This is a genomic window from Billgrantia kenyensis, from assembly GCF_013697085.1.
GTDB lineage: Bacteria > Pseudomonadota > Gammaproteobacteria > Pseudomonadales > Halomonadaceae > Halomonas > Halomonas kenyensis.
In genome coordinates, this window is record NZ_JACEFT010000016.1 from 40,221 (window position 1) to 54,264 (window position 14,044).

Genomic DNA, 14,044 nt, shown 5'->3' on the forward strand with positions numbered 1-14,044 from the left:
AATCCCAGTCCCCCAAGGAGGTTCGAGATGCGCGATCGCGGATGGTGGAGCCTGACGGCGCTGTCGGGCGCCCTGACGGTCATGGCCGGCGCCTTCGCCGCCCATGCCCTGCAGGGCCAGTTGACGGAGCGAATGCTCGCCGCCTTCGAGACCGGCGTGCGCTATCAGGCCTGGCACACCCTGGCGATGCTCGGCGTACTGGCCTGGCGCGCCTCACGCCCCCATCGCGGCCAATCCCTCGTGCTGGCCCTTTGGACAGCGGGAATCGCGTTGTTCTCCGGCTCTCTCTACGCCATGGCGCTGACCGGCCTTGGCGGCCTGGGTTGGATCACGCCGTTCGGCGGCGTGTTGATGATCGGCGGCTGGCTGGCCCTTGCCGCATGTGCGCTATGGGCTCGCCCCGATCAGTCCGAGTCGGGAAGCACGTAGGTCGCCGTAACCAGCGCCACCGGGCGCTCGTCGCCGGCAGAGAAGAGCTGCACCTCGCCCACGGCCAGGCGACGCCCCAGCTTGAGCAGTCGCGCCGTGGCGATGATGTCGCGATCGCCCCGCGGGCGGCGCAGGAAGCGGCAGTGCAGATCGCTGGTCACCGCCATGGGCTCGGGGCCGATCTGGCCGAGAATCGCCACGTAGAGGCAGACGTCGGCCAGCCCCATCAGGGTGGGGCCGGAGACGCTGGCGCCGGGCCGCAGGTGCTCGTCCTCGATGGCCAGGCTCATGGTCGCGCGCATGTCGTCGACCGCCTCGATGGTCCCGATACGCTGGGGGAAAATCTCGTCGAGAAAATCCTCGATGGCGGCGGCGGTCATCACTGTCATCGCAGCTTCCTTGTGAATCGTGTTGGGTCGGCCGAAGGCAGGCACCGATCAACATAACGCAAAGCGCCCCGGGCGGGTACCCGGGGCGCAGTGGCCTGACTCCGTCCTGGCGGCTCAGAGCATCAGCGCGCCTTGTGCACGGCACGCCAATGGTGCAGCAGCGGCTCGGTATAGCCGGACGGCTGCTCGCGGCCCTTGAAGATCAGGTCGCTGGCCGCCTTGAACGCGGTCGAAGCCTCGAAGTCAGCGCTCATGGCAGTATAGGTCGGGTCGCCGGCATTCTGCTCGTCGACCACCTTGGCCATGCGCTCCAAGGTCTTCTTCACGCGCTCGGCATCGACCACGCCGTGGTGCAACCAGTTGGCAATGTGCTGGCTGGAGATGCGCAGCGTGGCACGATCCTCCATCAGGCCGACGTCGTGGATGTCGGGCACCTTGGAGCAGCCCACGCCATGCTCGACCCAGCGCACCACGTAACCGAGGATGCCCTGGCAGTTGTTGTCGAGCTCCTGCTGCAGCTCGCTGTCGGACCACTCGGCCTTCTCGGCCACTGGCACGGTGAGCAGGTCGTCGAGGAAGTCAGGCTCGCCCTGGGCCTCCAGCTCGCGCTGGAGTGCGCCGACATCGACCTGATGGTAGTGCAGCGCGTGCAGGGTGGCGGCGGTGGGGGACGGCACCCAGGCGGTGTTGGCGCCCGCCTTGGGGTGGCCGATCTTCTGCTCGAGCATGGCCGCCATCAGGTCCGGCATGGCCCACATGCCCTTGCCGATCTGCGCCTTGCCACGCAGGCCGCAGGCCAGGCCGACCTGGACGTTGTTGCGCTCGTAGGCGGTGATCCAGGCGGAATTCTTCATGTCGCCCTTACGGATCATCGGCCCTGCTTCCATGGCGGTGTGCATCTCGTCGCCGGTACGGTCGAGGAAGCCGGTGTTGATGAACACCACACGCGAGGCGGCCTCGGCAATACACGCCTTGAGGTTGACGGAGGTGCGGCGCTCCTCGTCCATGATGCCCATCTTGAGGGTGTCGCGAGCCAGGCCGAGCAGGTCCTCGATACGACCGAACAGCTCGTTGGAGAAGGCGACTTCCCTCGGACCATGCATCTTCGGCTTGACGATGTAGACCGAGCCCTGGCGCGAATTGCGCGGGTCGTTCTCGCCCTTCTTGAGGTCGTGCATGGCCAGCAGGCTGGTCACGACGCCATCGAGGATACCCTCAGGCAGCTCGTTGCCGTCGGCGTCGAGCACCGCCGGGGTGGTCATCAGGTGACCGACGTTGCGCACGAACATCAGCGAGCGACCTGCCAGGGTCAGGCTGCCGCCATTCGGCGTGGTGTAGCTACGGTCGGCGTGAAGGCGACGAGTGAAGGTCTTGCCGCCCTTCTCGATGGCCTCTTCGAGATCGCCCTTCATCAGGCCCAGCCAGTTGGCGTAGACGCCTACCTTGTCCTCGGCGTCGACCGCGGCCACGGAGTCCTCGCAGTCCATGATGGCGGTCAGCGCGGCCTCGACCAGCAGATCCTTGACGCCGGCCGGATCGGTCTTGCCGATCGGGTGGCTCGGATCGATCTGGATTTCCAGGTGAAGATCGTTGTTGACCAGCAGGATTGCCTCGGGGCTGGCGGCATCGCCCTGGAAACCGAGCAGCTTGCCCGGCTCCTCGAGGCCGGTCTCACTGCCACCTTCGAGGGTCACGACCAGTTGGCCGTCGCGCAGCGCGTACTTGACGGCATCGCGATGGGAGCCGGTGGCCAGCGGCGCGGCCAGGTCGAGCACGCCGCGTGCATAGGCGATGACCTTCTCGCCGCGCTTGGGATTGTAGCTGGTGCCCTTCTCGGCGCCGTCTTCCTCGGAGATGGCATCGGTGCCATAGAGCGCATCGTAGAGGCTACCCCAGCGCGCGTTGGCGGCGTTCAGGGCGTAGCGGGCATTGCTCACCGGAACCACCAGCTGCGGGCCAGCCTGGATGGCCACCTCGCGGTCGACATTGGCGGTGGAAACCGTGACCTGGAAGGGTGCCTCCGTGAGGTAACCGATCTCCTCGAGGAAGGCGCGATAGACGCTCATGTCCCGCACCGGGCCTGGGTTTTCACGGTGCCAGGTGTCCAGTTGCTCCTGCAGGCGCTCACGCTCTGCGAGCAATTCACGGTTCTTCGGTGTCAGATCATGAAAGAGGGCGTCGACACCGGCCCAGAAGCTTTCGGCATCGATACCGGTGCCGGGCAGGGCTCGATCATTGATAAAGCGGTCCAGTTCAGCGGCCACCTGGAGGCGATGGCGAGTGACGCGTTCGGACATGGAAAAGTCTCCTCCTGCATGGCGGCCGATGGCATGAATCTCGGCCAGCCGCAATACGTGGGGTGATACCACTGCGAGGCGCCAATTTTGTGGAAAACTGTTCCATATGTAAACCCGAAGAACGGGCTACCCTACTAGACATAGGGTTAAGATTCGATTTTTTGACCATTTGGTCAGCTTGGCGAATCGCTGTGATCGTTCACTCAACAGCATGGCTGCTAGTTATACTCACTGCACGCCCGGAGTCGCAGCAGAAGAACAGGCATCGAGGGAAGACGACTTGATTCGATGGAGCGCGCCATGACCGACTTCACGCCCCTGCAGGCCCTGGGACCGGTTGCCCCTTTCAGCGCCGACGGCGATCCTTCACTGGCCGAGTACCTGGCCCATTACGGCCTTGCACCGCTGCTCAGCGAGCAGGTGGGGCTCTACGTCGGCTACACCGTCACCCAGCGCTACCAGCTATGGACCCAGGTGTGGAGTCCCGCAGAGCCGATCGGCACGGCTTTCGTGGTACATGGCTATTACGACCATCTCGGCCTCTACCGTCATCTGCTGGAGCAGCTGCTGGAGCGCCGCTGGCGAGTGGTGCTGTGGGATCTGCCGGGGCACGGCCTGTCCAGCGGCAGGCGCGCCTGCATCGATGACTTCTCCCACTACGGGGAGTGCCTGCAAGCCCTGCAGGAGCAACTGGAGTCCAAGGACCTGGCACCGAAGCCCTGGCTTGGCGTTGGCCAGAGTACCGGAGCCGCCATTCTCGCCACCGACGCCTTGAGCCGGCCCGACGAGGGGCATTGGTCGGGCCTGGTGCTGCTCGCCCCGCTGGTGCGCCCATCCGGCTGGCCCCAGGCGGGCTGGCTGCACACCCTGGTGGGCCCCTTCGTCCAGTCCCTGCCCCGGCGCTTCGGGCCCAACTCCACCGACGCCGAATTCGCCGCCTTCCTGCGCGAGCGCGACCCTCTCCAGCCGGAATACCTTTCGCTGAACTGGGTCAGCGCCATGCGTCGCTGGATGCCGCAGCTGCTTGCCCTGCCGTCGAGCGACCTGCCGACGTTGATTCTCCAGGGGGAGCAGGACCTCACCGTCGACTGGGAGTGGAACCTCTCGGTCCTCGAGCGCAAGTTTCCGCAAGCTCGTATTCATCGTCACCCGGAAGCCCGCCACCACCTCGTCAACGAGGCCGAGCCGATTCGTACGATACTGTTCGCCACCCTCGACGAATTCGTCGCCGAGCTGGAACCCGGCTTCGTGCCGGTCACACAGGAACCTATCTCCCGATGCTGAGACCCATCGCCCTGCTCCTCCTGCTCGCTTTCGTCGCCGGATGCGCCGCCCCGCCCCCCGAGCCCGATCCCATTCGCCGCGCCTTGCAGAACCTTAGCGACCGAGCCGTCGACCGGATGATGCAGGCGGAGGCCCTGCAACCACCGGCGGATCAGGTGTTGCTGCTGGTTTCGCCCGACGTGGATGCCAGCCTCGGGATCGAGAGCGAGCGCTTTCTGGAAACCCTGACCCGTGCCCTGCTGGGCGCAAGCGACGGCCCTCAGGTGCTCGACTGGCGACCGGCCATGGCCGGAGAGGGAGGCGCTCACCAGTGGCGGCTGGAAAGCCAGCTGGAAGCCACCGCGCCGCGCCTGCGCCTGACCGATCGCGACCTGCTACCCTACCGCCTCGTCGTTTCGCTGCACCGCCCCGACAACGGCGGCGCCCTGTGGCAAACCGAGGTCGAGGGCGCCTTCGACGCCACGGCGCTGTAAATTCTCTACCCTTGACGCAGTTGGCGGTCCAGCTGCCGATAGCCGATCGCCTCCATCAGCTCGCCGCGCTCCGGGTGCGGCTTTTCGGCCAGGTCGGCCAGGGTCAGCGCCACCCGCAGCACCCGGTGATAGGCACGCGCCGACAAGCGCAGGCGCTCCAGTACGCCGGCCAGCCAGGCGCGGTCGGCCGTGGAGAGCGCGCAGGCCGCCTCCAGCTCGCGCCCGCCCAGGTGGGCGTTGAGCGCGCCGCGGGCGTACTGGCGCTCGCGGGCAGCCATGACCCGGGCACGCACCACGGCGGAGCTCTCACCCACCTCACGTGACGTCAGCTGCTCAGGCGGCAGCGCCGGCACCTCGATCTGTAGGTCGATACGGTCGAGCAGCGGCCCGGAGAGCCGCGACTGGTAGCGCTGGATCTGCGCCGCGGTGCACTGGCAGGCCTGGCGCGGGTCGCCCAGGTGCCCGCAAGGGCACGGGTTCATCGCCGCGACGAGCTGGAACCGGGCGGGAAATTTGCGTTCGTGGTTGGCCCGAGCAATATGGATACGCCCCGACTCCATCGGCTCGCGCATCACCTCCAGCACATGACGGCTGAACTCGGGGAGCTCATCGAGGAACAGCACGCCCTGATGGGCCAGCGAGATCTCCCCCGGTCGCGGCCAGGAACCACCGCCGACCAGGGCCACGGCGCTGGCGGTGTGGTGCGGAGCGCGAAAGGGTCGGCGCCCCCACTGCTCGGCCAGCGGCAGTCCGCACACCGAGCGGATGGCGGCGACCTCCAACGCTTCCTCCTCGGTGAGTTCCGGCAGGATGCCCGGCAGGCGGCTCGCCAGCATGGTCTTGCCGGTACCGGGTGGACCGGCGAAAAGCAGATTGTGCGAACCCGCTGCGGCGATCTCCAACGCGCGCCGCGCCTGGTGCTGACCGCGCACCTCGGCCAGATCGCCGTCGCGATCGTCACAGACAGGCGGCGCCTCGAGGCGGTGCGCGGCGATGGGCTGCTGCCCCAGAAGGTGTGCCATGACGTCTAGCAGGTGCTCAGCCGGAAGCACCTGCAGGTCGCCGGCCAGCGCCGCCTCGTCGGCGTTCTCCCGGGGCACGATCAGTTTGCGTCCCGCCTTGCGCGCAGCCAGCGCCAGCGGCAACACACCATTGATGGGGCGCAGCCGGCCATCCAGCGCCAGCTCGCCGACACTCTCGATGCCCTCCAGCGCCTCACCGGGCACCTGCCCCGAAGCCACCAGAATGCCCAGCGCAATGGGCAGATCGAAGCGCCCGCCGACCTTGGGCAGGTCGGCGGGCGCCAGATTGAGCACGATTCTACGGGTATTGGGGAAGTCGAAACCGGCATTCATGAGAGCGCTGCGCACCCGCTCGCGGCTCTCCTTGACGGCGGCCTCGGGCAGGCCCACCAAGGTCATTCCCGGCAGGCCGTTGGCCAGATGTACCTCGACCTGAACCTCGGGCGCTTCCAGCCCCAGGCCGGCCCGTGTGGCAACGATAGCCAGCATCTTGCGGTCCCTCGCTTTCCATTTGAGAAACGCTGAATAAATTGGCGAGCGAGATGAAGCGCAAGGCGCACGGAGCACAGGAACCGGAGCCTATGGGGTATAGGTGAGGATTCCGAGCACCGCGCAACGCAGCGATTCGCTCGCGCAGATATTTATGCAGTGTTTCATGAGCGTAAGGGCTAGATACTAGCACTGTGCCGCAGCGAGCTCTCCACGCTGTCTCAGCGCTCGATGTCGTCTGCGCCGGTCTCGCCCGGTTCGATCGGCTTGTCTGCATCAGGCGGTGTGAGGGTGGCCTGGGACACCGGGGTCTCGCGAGCTGCCAGCGCCTTCTCCAGGGCCTCGACCTGCTGCTCCAGGGCCTCGACGCGGATACGCGTGCGCTGCAGCACGTCCATCAGGATGTCGAAATCCTCGCGCGATACCAGCTCGAGCCGGTCGAAGGCGCCGCGCACGACCTGCTGCACTCCGCGCTGAAACTCCTCGGGCGCCTGGGCCGCCCCTTGCAGGCGCTCTCCCAACTGCTGCGCCAGACGGCTGAGCGGGTCCTGATTCGCCATGGTGCGCTTCTCCTTAACTACCCATATGTTGCCCTACAGCATACGCAAGGCCCCGCCGCGACGCATTCCCTTCTCGCGCTTCGTCATGAGGCACCCGAGCCAACCGCTGGCACCACTCTGGTGCACGGGCGCCAGGGGCGATGCGCCATTGCGGCGCAAGGCCGCATCGAGGTGTACCGCAATCTTTTGTTTCTGGTGAGTAAAAGGGCGGCTTGGCACGCTCTGCGCATAAGGCGTGATACAGCCGGCTGGCGTTCCGCCGCCTTCATTCCAGCAGGGAGAGATGTGATGAAACTGATCACTGCCATCATCAAGCCATTCAAGCTCGACGACGTACGCGAAGCGCTAGCCGATAACGGCGTCCAGGGCATCACCGTGACCGAAGTGAAGGGCTTCGGACGTCAGAAAGGCCATACCGAGCTCTACCGTGGCGCGGAGTACGTGGTCGACTTCCTGCCCAAGGTGAAGGTCGAGGTCGCCGTGGACGACTCCCGCATCGAGAGCGTGCTGGATGCCATCTGCAGCGCGGCCAACAGCGGGAAGATCGGCGACGGCAAGGTGTTCGTGACGCCGCTGGAGGATGTGATTCGCATCCGTACCGGCGAACGCGGCGCAGAAGCCGTCTGATCGCCATAACGACAACAACGGAGAACCGTCATGAGTGAACTTGCAGAGTTGAGTTACGCGCTCGACACCTTTTACTTCCTGATCTGCGGCGTGCTGGTAATGTGGATGGCGGCCGGCTTCTCGATGCTCGAAGCCGGCCTGGTTCGCGCCAAGAACACCGCCGAGATCCTGACCAAGAACATCGCACTTTTCGCCGTCGCCTGCACCATGTACCTGCTGGTGGGCTACTCGATCATGTACGCCAGCGACGCCGGCGGCATCCTGCCCAACCTGGGCGTGCTGATCGGCGGCGAGAACAGCGTCGATGCGGTCACGGCCGGCGGTGAAGATGCCCCCTACTACTCCATGCGTGCCGACTTCTTCTTCCAGGTGGTATTCGTCGCCACCGCCATGTCGATCGTCTCCGGCGCCGTGGCCGAGCGCATGAAACTGTGGGCCTTTCTCGCCTTCGCCGTGGTCATGACCGGCTTCATCTATCCGGTCTCCGGCTACTGGACCTGGGGGGAGGGCTGGCTCGACGAGCTGGGCTTCTCCGACTTCGCCGGCTCCGGCATCGTGCACATGGCAGGCGCCTCCGCGGCCCTGGCCGGCGTGCTGATCCTCGGCCCGCGCAAGGGTAAATACGGCAAGGACGGCAGCATCCACGCCATCCCCGGCGCCAATCTGCCGCTGGCCACCGTAGGCACCTTCATCCTGTGGATGGGCTGGTTCGGCTTCAACGGCGGCTCCGAGCTCAAACTTTCGGATGTAGCCTCGGCCAACAACGTCGCTCAGGTACTGGTCAACACCAACGCCGCAGCAGCCGGTGGCGTCCTCGCCGCGCTGATCCTGGCCAAGGTGTGGTTCCGCAAGGCCGACCTGACCATGGCCCTGAACGGCGCCCTGGCCGGCCTGGTGGCGATCACTGCCGAACCGCTGGCACCGACGGCCCTGGGCGCCACACTGATCGGCGCCGTAGGCGGAGCCATCGTGGTAGGTGCTATCGTGACGCTCGACAAGCTGAAGATCGACGACCCGGTCGGTGCCATCTCGGTGCACGGCGTGGTCGGCATCTGGGGCCTGCTGGCAGTGCCGCTGTCCAATGCCGATGCCACCTTCGGCGCCCAGATCATCGGCGGCCTGGCGATCTTCGCCTGGGTGTTCGCTGCCAGCCTGGTCGTATGGATGGTGATCAAGGCGATCATGGGCGTACGCGTCAGCGAAGAGGAGGAGTACGAGGGTGTCGACCTCGCCGAGTGCGGTATGGAAGCCTACCCCGAGTTCAGCGTTGCCAAGGTCTACGGCGGCAGCGGTGGGCGCCCGCAGTCCGGCGGCTATGCGGCCGGCTCATCGATCGGCCAGCCACGCCCCGAATAACCGACAACACGCTTTATCAGGCTCCCTGCGGGGAGCCTTTTTTCTTCCTGCCATGGGCGGTGTATGCTTGTGGCCAACCACAACGAATGACCAGGGTGCCTGCCACGGACCTGGCTCCACCATGAGGAAGACAAGCCATGAAACTGGTGACCGCCATCATCAAGCCGTTCAAGCTCGACGACGTCCGCGAATCACTTTCCGAGATCGGGGTGCAGGGCATCACCGTCACCGAGGTGAAGGGTTTTGGCCGCCAAAAGGGCCACACCGAGCTCTACCGCGGCGCCGAGTACGTGGTCGACTTCCTGCCCAAGGTGAAGGTGGAGATCGCCATCGACGACGACCTGGTCGAACAGGTAATCGACGCCATCACCCAGGTCGCCAATACCGGCAAGATCGGCGACGGCAAGATCTTCATCACGCCGCTGGAACAGGTCATTCGTATCCGCACCGGCGAAACCGGCAAGGATGCGGTGTAACCGCAAGAAGGCAGGTTGAAAAAAACCACGACCGAGAGGCCGTGGTTTTTTTGGGACTCTGCGAGCGCCCGAAACGTGAGCGAGCGTCCCTTTTTACTTCTCGACGAAGGCGCGCTCGATCACGTAATCCCCCGGCTCGCCCATCCGCGGCGAGATATTGAAGCCCAGGTCGTCGAGCAGGGCGCTGGTCTCGTCGAGCATCGCCGGGCTGCCGCAGATCATGGCGCGGTCCTGCTTGGGATCCATCGGCGCAATACCGGTATCCTCGAACAGCTTGCCGCTGCGGATGTGGTCGGTGAGGCGCCCCATGGTGTGGAACTCCTCGCGAGTCACGGTGGGGTAGTAGATGAGCTTCTCGCGGATGTCGTCGCCCAGGTACTCATGAGCCGGCAGTTCCTTCTGGATGAAGTCGGCATAGGCCAGCTCGCTGACGCTGCGCACGCCGTGTACCAGGATGACCTTCTCGAAGCGCTCATAGACTTCCGGGTCCTGAATCAGGCTCATGAACGGCGCCAGGCCGGTCCCGGTGGAGAGGAAGTAGAGGTTGCGTCCAGGGAGCAGATCGTCCGTCACCAGCGTGCCGGTGGGCTTGCGGCTGACCATGATCTGGTCGCCCACCTTGAGATGCTGCAGGCGTGAGGTCAGCGGACCATCGGGCACCTTGATGCTGAAGAACTCGAGATGGTCCTCGTAGTTGGGACTGGCGATGGAGTAGGCGCGCATCAGCGGCTTGCCGTTGACTTCCAGGCCGATCATCACGAACTGTCCATTCTTGAAGCGCAGGCTGCGCTCGCGCGTGGTGCGAAAACTGAACAGGGTGTCGTTCCAGTGGTGGACGCTGAGGACGTCTTCCAACGCAAACTTGCTCATGCCGGCTCCCGGATATTCCTATATCGAATAAAACAATGGGCTTGATGATTTGCTTGCATTATAAGAGCGCAAGGTTTATCTGTTAATTGGATTGTATGGATAACCTTTATCCATCATCCTGATATAGATCAAAATCGAGCGTCGTCATGCATTTCACCCTGCGTCAACTCGAGGTCTTCGTCGCCGTCGCACAGCATGAGAGCGTCTCGCGGGCCGCCCGCGCGCTCTCCATGTCGCAGTCGGCCACCAGCACCGCCCTGGCCGAGCTCGAGCGCCAGTTCGACTGCCAACTGCTCGACCGAATTGGCAAGCGGCTAAGGCTCAACGCGCTGGGCTTCCAGCTGCTGCCCAAGGCGGTAGCGCTGCTCGACCGTGCCGAGGAGATCGAGGAAATCCTGTACGGCCAGCAGGGCATCGGCTCCCTGGATGTCGGCGCCACCCTGACCATCGGCAATTACCTGGCGACACTGCTGATCAGCGATTTCATGCAGCGCCACCCGGGCAGCCGGGTGCGGCTTGCAGTACGCAACACACGGGAGATCATCGTCCGCGTGCACCAGCACGAGCTCGACCTGGGGCTCATCGAGGGGCACTGCGAGGAGGAGGACGTCATCACCCAGCCTTGGGTGGAGGACGAGCTGTCGGTGTTCTGCTCGCCGCGCCATCCACTGGCCGGGCATGGCCCGGTGGAGCTCGATAGACTGCTGCGCGAAGCGTGGATCATGCGCGAGCGAGGTTCGGGCACGCGCCTGACACTGGAGCAGGCCGCGCGGCATCGTCGCGGGCGTTTCAATATCCTGCTCGAACTGGAGCATACCGAAGGGATCAAGCGGGCGGTGGAGTCAGGGCTGGGTATCGGCTGCGTCTCGAAGCTGGCACTGCGCGACGCCTTTCGCCGTGGCAGCCTGGTGCCGATACCCACCCCGGAACTCGACCTGAGCCGCCAGTTCGCCTTCATCTGGCATCGCCACAAGTACCTGGCCACCGGCATGCGCGAGTTCCTGCGCCTGTGCCGGCAAATGACCGAAGGGGTCAGGCGCAGCGACGAAATCGACCTGCCGCCGATCGCCTGACCCTCTTCTTGGCCTCTGTCCGTCAGCGATCGCGCAGGCGGAAGCCGCCGACGACCAGTGCCAGGCGGTCGGCCTGCTCGCTGAGCTGTTCGGCGGCGGTGGTCGACTCCTCCACCAGCGCGGCATTCTGCTGGATCGTACGATCGAGGTCGGCCACTGCCACGCTGACCTGGCCGATGCCGTCGCTCTGCTCGCCGGCAGCCATGCTGATCTCGCCGAGCATGTTGGCCACCCGGTTCACGCTGGCCATCAGCTCGCCCATGCTTTCGCCGGCACGTCCCACCAGCTCGGTGCCGGTGATGACGCGCTGGCTGGAGGCCTCGATCAGCGCACGGATGTCGCGCGAGGCCTCGGCGCTGCGGGTGGCCAGCTGGCGCACCTCGTCGGCGACCACGGCAAAGCCGCGACCATGCTCGCCGGCTCGGGCGGCCTCGACCGAAGCATTGAGCGCCAGCAGGTTGGTCTGGAAGGCGATGCCGTCGATGACCTTGACGATCTCGCCGATCTGCTCCGATGAGCGGCTGATCTCCTGCATGGTGTCCACCACCTGGCCGACCGTGTCGCCGGAGCACTGCGCGACCTCGGCGGCCGACTTCGACAGGCCATTGGCTTCCCGCGAGGAGGCCGAGGTGTGTTCCACCGTGGCCGAGATCTGCTCCATGGAGGCGGAGGTCTGCTGCAGACTGGCAGCAGCCTGCTCGGTGCGCCGCGACAGGTCCTCACCGCCGCTGGCGATTTCGCTGGCCGCCACGCGAACCGATTCGCTGCTGTCACGCACGTCGAGCAGCACGTCGTGGATCTTGTCGACGAAGGCATTGAACTGGATAGCCAGCTCGGCGCTTTCGTCCCGCCCACGCACCGGCAGGCGCTGCGTCAGGTCGCCATCACCGCTGGCGATCTCGCGCATGCGCTCGGCCAGCAGGCGCAGCGGCCGCGACACGCGGGTGCCGACCCACCACAGGGCGGCGAGCCCCAACGCCGCCAGCAGCAGGCCGACCAGCGTCATGCCCAGGGTATCGGCCCGGCGCTGCTCGCCCATGAGCGCCTGAAGGGCAGCGAGCTCGGCCATCACCGCCTCTTCGGGCAGCCGAATCAGCAGGGTCCATGGCAGCTCGCTGGTCCCGATGCTGAACGGCTGATAGCGCTCGAGCATGCCTTCCCGGGTCAGGCTTACGCTGCTGCCCTCGAGGCGTGCGCGTTCGACTGCCTCCAGCACCTCACCGTCGAAGGCTTCGCCTGCTGCGGATCCGAGCCGCTCGGCACCGGCGGTATGCGCCACCAGGCCGCCGCGCCCTGCTACCAGAGCCATCTCGCCCGCGCCGTCGTAGAGGGCGGCGTTGGCCTGCAGCAGTAGCTCCTGGATGAAGTCGAGGGAGAGGTCGACCCCGGCCACGCCGCGGAAATCGCCGTCGACCAGGATCGGGGCGTTGAACGAGGTCACCAGCAGCGTCTCGCCGCCGAAGTCGTAGGGCGCCGGGTCGATGACGCAGGGTGACAGCGTCTCCCGCGCACAGAGATAGTACTCACCTTCGCGCACGCCGCTGCCTAGCGGAGTGGTGCTCTCCATGGTATCGCCCAGCGGCAGCACTTCGACGCTGCCCTCCTCGGTGCGATACCACCAGGGCATGAAGCGCCCCGTGCCGTCGTAGCCGTCGGCCTCGCCGAGGTCGGCATACAGCGCGTCACGGCCAAAGGCATCGGGCTCCCAGCCGATGTAGGCGTCCAGCAGCGAGGGGTTCTGTACCACCGTCTCACGGACGATGTTGGATAGCTCGCGCCGGCTAAGGGAGAGAGCGCTGCGCCCGCTGGCACCGCGCTGGCCCATCAGGGCGTTGGTGTCGGCCAGTTGGGTCGCCAGCGTGAGGGCGTGCTCGAGCTCTCGCTGGATGCGTCCGGCCTCGGCATCCGCCAGCACCGCCAGGCGCTCGTCGATGGCCGACTCAAGCAGTCCCTGAGTATGTGTTTCTGCGGTGTGCTGGGTACGAGCCGAAGAGAACAGAGCGTAGATGACCAAGGCCGCAACCACGGCTATCAGGCACGGGCCGGCCAGCAGAACCACGAACTGTCGGATTGACTTGAGATACATGGGCGCTCTCGCTGCGATGAAGGAAGCATGCTGCGGTGAAACAACGTCACCACCATGCTCCCCTTATCGGCAAGAACGCCCGCGCCTTGAGACGAAAGTCGTCAAGTATTCAGCGCATATCGCTGACGGCCTCCTGGATATCCGCCAGGCTGGCCTTGGAGAGATCCTTGGCCAGGGTGTGGATCACCAGCTTGCTGGAGGGACCGTCGAGCTTGTCGCGCAGTTGACCCAGGAAGCGCGGCGGTGCCACCAGAATCAGCTTCTCCAGAGTGTTGTCGACCCGCGCGCGGTAGATGCGCTCGGCCACCTCCTTGGCAAAGATCAGCTCCTCGTGGGTACGCGCCACGCTCTCGCCACCCGATGAGCGCGCGGTGGGCGACGTGGACTCGTGAACGTCGGCCCCGCGATCGGTCACCAGGTCGCCTTCATGCAGCCGTCCCTCGGCATGAATCAGGCTCTCCTTCTCTTCCAGCTTGAGGGCGTCACGGGTAAAGATGCGCGCCCGGGCTGCATCGGCCACCACGATATAGGTTGTCATAGCCTCTCCTTGATGCCAGTGGATGGGAGAGCCCGGCGTCTCGGCGGCACGGGACTCTCCCTCTCTCAACATTGG

14 protein-coding genes are annotated in these 14,044 nt (G+C 65.5%); 7 read left to right on the top strand and 7 right to left on the bottom strand.

What is annotated here, in order from left to right; all coding sequences use genetic code 11:
- The first annotated feature begins 27 nt into the window (after positions 1-27).
- Positions 28-429 (top strand): DUF423 domain-containing protein, encoded by a 402-nt coding sequence (locus tag H1D44_RS12890; protein WP_181515265.1) that lies wholly within the window; start codon positions 28-30, stop codon positions 427-429.
- On the opposite strand, the gene H1D44_RS12895 is transcribed toward H1D44_RS12890, so the two are convergent.
- Both H1D44_RS12895 and H1D44_RS12900 read right to left on the bottom strand, forming a co-directional pair.
- Positions 405-818 carry a PaaI family thioesterase gene (locus tag H1D44_RS12895; RefSeq protein ID WP_181515266.1) on the bottom strand — a complete coding sequence of 138 codons (414 nt, stop codon included), beginning with the start codon at positions 816-818 and terminating at the stop codon, positions 405-407. The genes H1D44_RS12890 and H1D44_RS12895 overlap by 25 nt on opposite strands.
- A gap of 122 nt (positions 819-940) precedes the next feature.
- On the bottom strand, positions 941-3,115 hold the full coding sequence (locus H1D44_RS12900; protein ID WP_181515267.1) for a malate synthase G: 2,175 nt from the start codon (positions 3,113-3,115) through the stop codon (positions 941-943).
- Positions 3,116-3,415: 300 nt separating this feature from the next.
- Here H1D44_RS12900 and H1D44_RS12905 point away from each other — a divergent pair, with 300 nt between their 5' ends.
- Both H1D44_RS12905 and H1D44_RS12910 read left to right on the top strand, forming a co-directional pair.
- Positions 3,416-4,399 carry an alpha/beta hydrolase gene (locus H1D44_RS12905; RefSeq protein ID WP_181515268.1) on the top strand — a complete coding sequence of 328 codons (984 nt, stop codon included), beginning with the start codon at positions 3,416-3,418 and terminating at the stop codon, positions 4,397-4,399.
- Positions 4,393-4,872 (top strand): hypothetical protein, encoded by a 480-nt coding sequence (locus H1D44_RS12910; RefSeq protein WP_181515269.1) that lies wholly within the window; start codon positions 4,393-4,395, stop codon positions 4,870-4,872. The genes H1D44_RS12905 and H1D44_RS12910 overlap by 7 nt, the downstream gene beginning before the upstream one ends.
- A gap of 5 nt (positions 4,873-4,877) precedes the next feature.
- On the opposite strand, the gene H1D44_RS12915 is transcribed toward H1D44_RS12910, so the two are convergent.
- Together H1D44_RS12915 and H1D44_RS12920 are read right to left on the bottom strand one after the other, a co-directional pair.
- Positions 4,878-6,383, bottom strand: coding sequence for a YifB family Mg chelatase-like AAA ATPase (locus tag H1D44_RS12915; protein WP_181515270.1), 1,506 nt, complete (start codon positions 6,381-6,383; stop codon positions 4,878-4,880).
- A 221-nt stretch (positions 6,384-6,604) separates the two neighbouring features.
- The gene (locus H1D44_RS12920; RefSeq protein WP_181515271.1) at positions 6,605-6,943 is read right to left on the bottom strand and encodes an accessory factor UbiK family protein; all 339 of its coding nucleotides are present in this window, start codon (positions 6,941-6,943) and stop codon (positions 6,605-6,607) included.
- Positions 6,944-7,231: 288 nt separating this feature from the next.
- Here H1D44_RS12920 and H1D44_RS12925 point away from each other — a divergent pair, with 288 nt between their 5' ends.
- The 3 genes from H1D44_RS12925 (at position 7,232) to glnK (ending at position 9,402) form a co-directional block, all read left to right on the top strand.
- Positions 7,232-7,570 carry a P-II family nitrogen regulator gene (locus H1D44_RS12925; protein ID WP_181515272.1) on the top strand — a complete coding sequence of 113 codons (339 nt, stop codon included), beginning with the start codon at positions 7,232-7,234 and terminating at the stop codon, positions 7,568-7,570.
- Between the two features lie 30 nt (positions 7,571-7,600).
- A complete protein-coding gene (locus H1D44_RS12930) occupies positions 7,601-8,926 on the top strand; it encodes an ammonium transporter (RefSeq protein WP_181515273.1) in 1,326 nt (441 codons plus the stop codon).
- 137 nt (positions 8,927-9,063) lie between these two features.
- Positions 9,064-9,402, top strand: a complete 339-nt coding sequence (gene glnK, locus H1D44_RS12935) for a P-II family nitrogen regulator (protein ID WP_086509163.1) — start codon at positions 9,064-9,066, stop codon at positions 9,400-9,402.
- Positions 9,403-9,495: 93 nt separating this feature from the next.
- Here glnK and H1D44_RS12940 read toward each other — a convergent pair whose 3' ends face one another.
- Positions 9,496-10,272 (bottom strand): ferredoxin--NADP reductase, encoded by a 777-nt coding sequence (locus H1D44_RS12940; protein ID WP_181515274.1) that lies wholly within the window; start codon positions 10,270-10,272, stop codon positions 9,496-9,498.
- A gap of 146 nt (positions 10,273-10,418) precedes the next feature.
- Here H1D44_RS12940 and H1D44_RS12945 point away from each other — a divergent pair, with 146 nt between their 5' ends.
- Positions 10,419-11,345 carry a LysR family transcriptional regulator gene (locus H1D44_RS12945; RefSeq protein ID WP_181515275.1) on the top strand — a complete coding sequence of 309 codons (927 nt, stop codon included), beginning with the start codon at positions 10,419-10,421 and terminating at the stop codon, positions 11,343-11,345.
- Between the two features lie 22 nt (positions 11,346-11,367).
- Here H1D44_RS12945 and H1D44_RS12950 read toward each other — a convergent pair whose 3' ends face one another.
- Together H1D44_RS12950 and H1D44_RS12955 are read right to left on the bottom strand one after the other, a co-directional pair.
- A complete protein-coding gene (locus tag H1D44_RS12950) occupies positions 11,368-13,431 on the bottom strand; it encodes a methyl-accepting chemotaxis protein (RefSeq protein ID WP_181515276.1) in 2,064 nt (687 codons plus the stop codon).
- A gap of 109 nt (positions 13,432-13,540) precedes the next feature.
- Positions 13,541-14,041, bottom strand: a complete 501-nt coding sequence (locus tag H1D44_RS12955; protein ID WP_422671668.1) for a host attachment protein — start codon at positions 14,039-14,041, stop codon at positions 13,541-13,543.
- Positions 14,042-14,044: the final 3 nt, after the last annotated feature.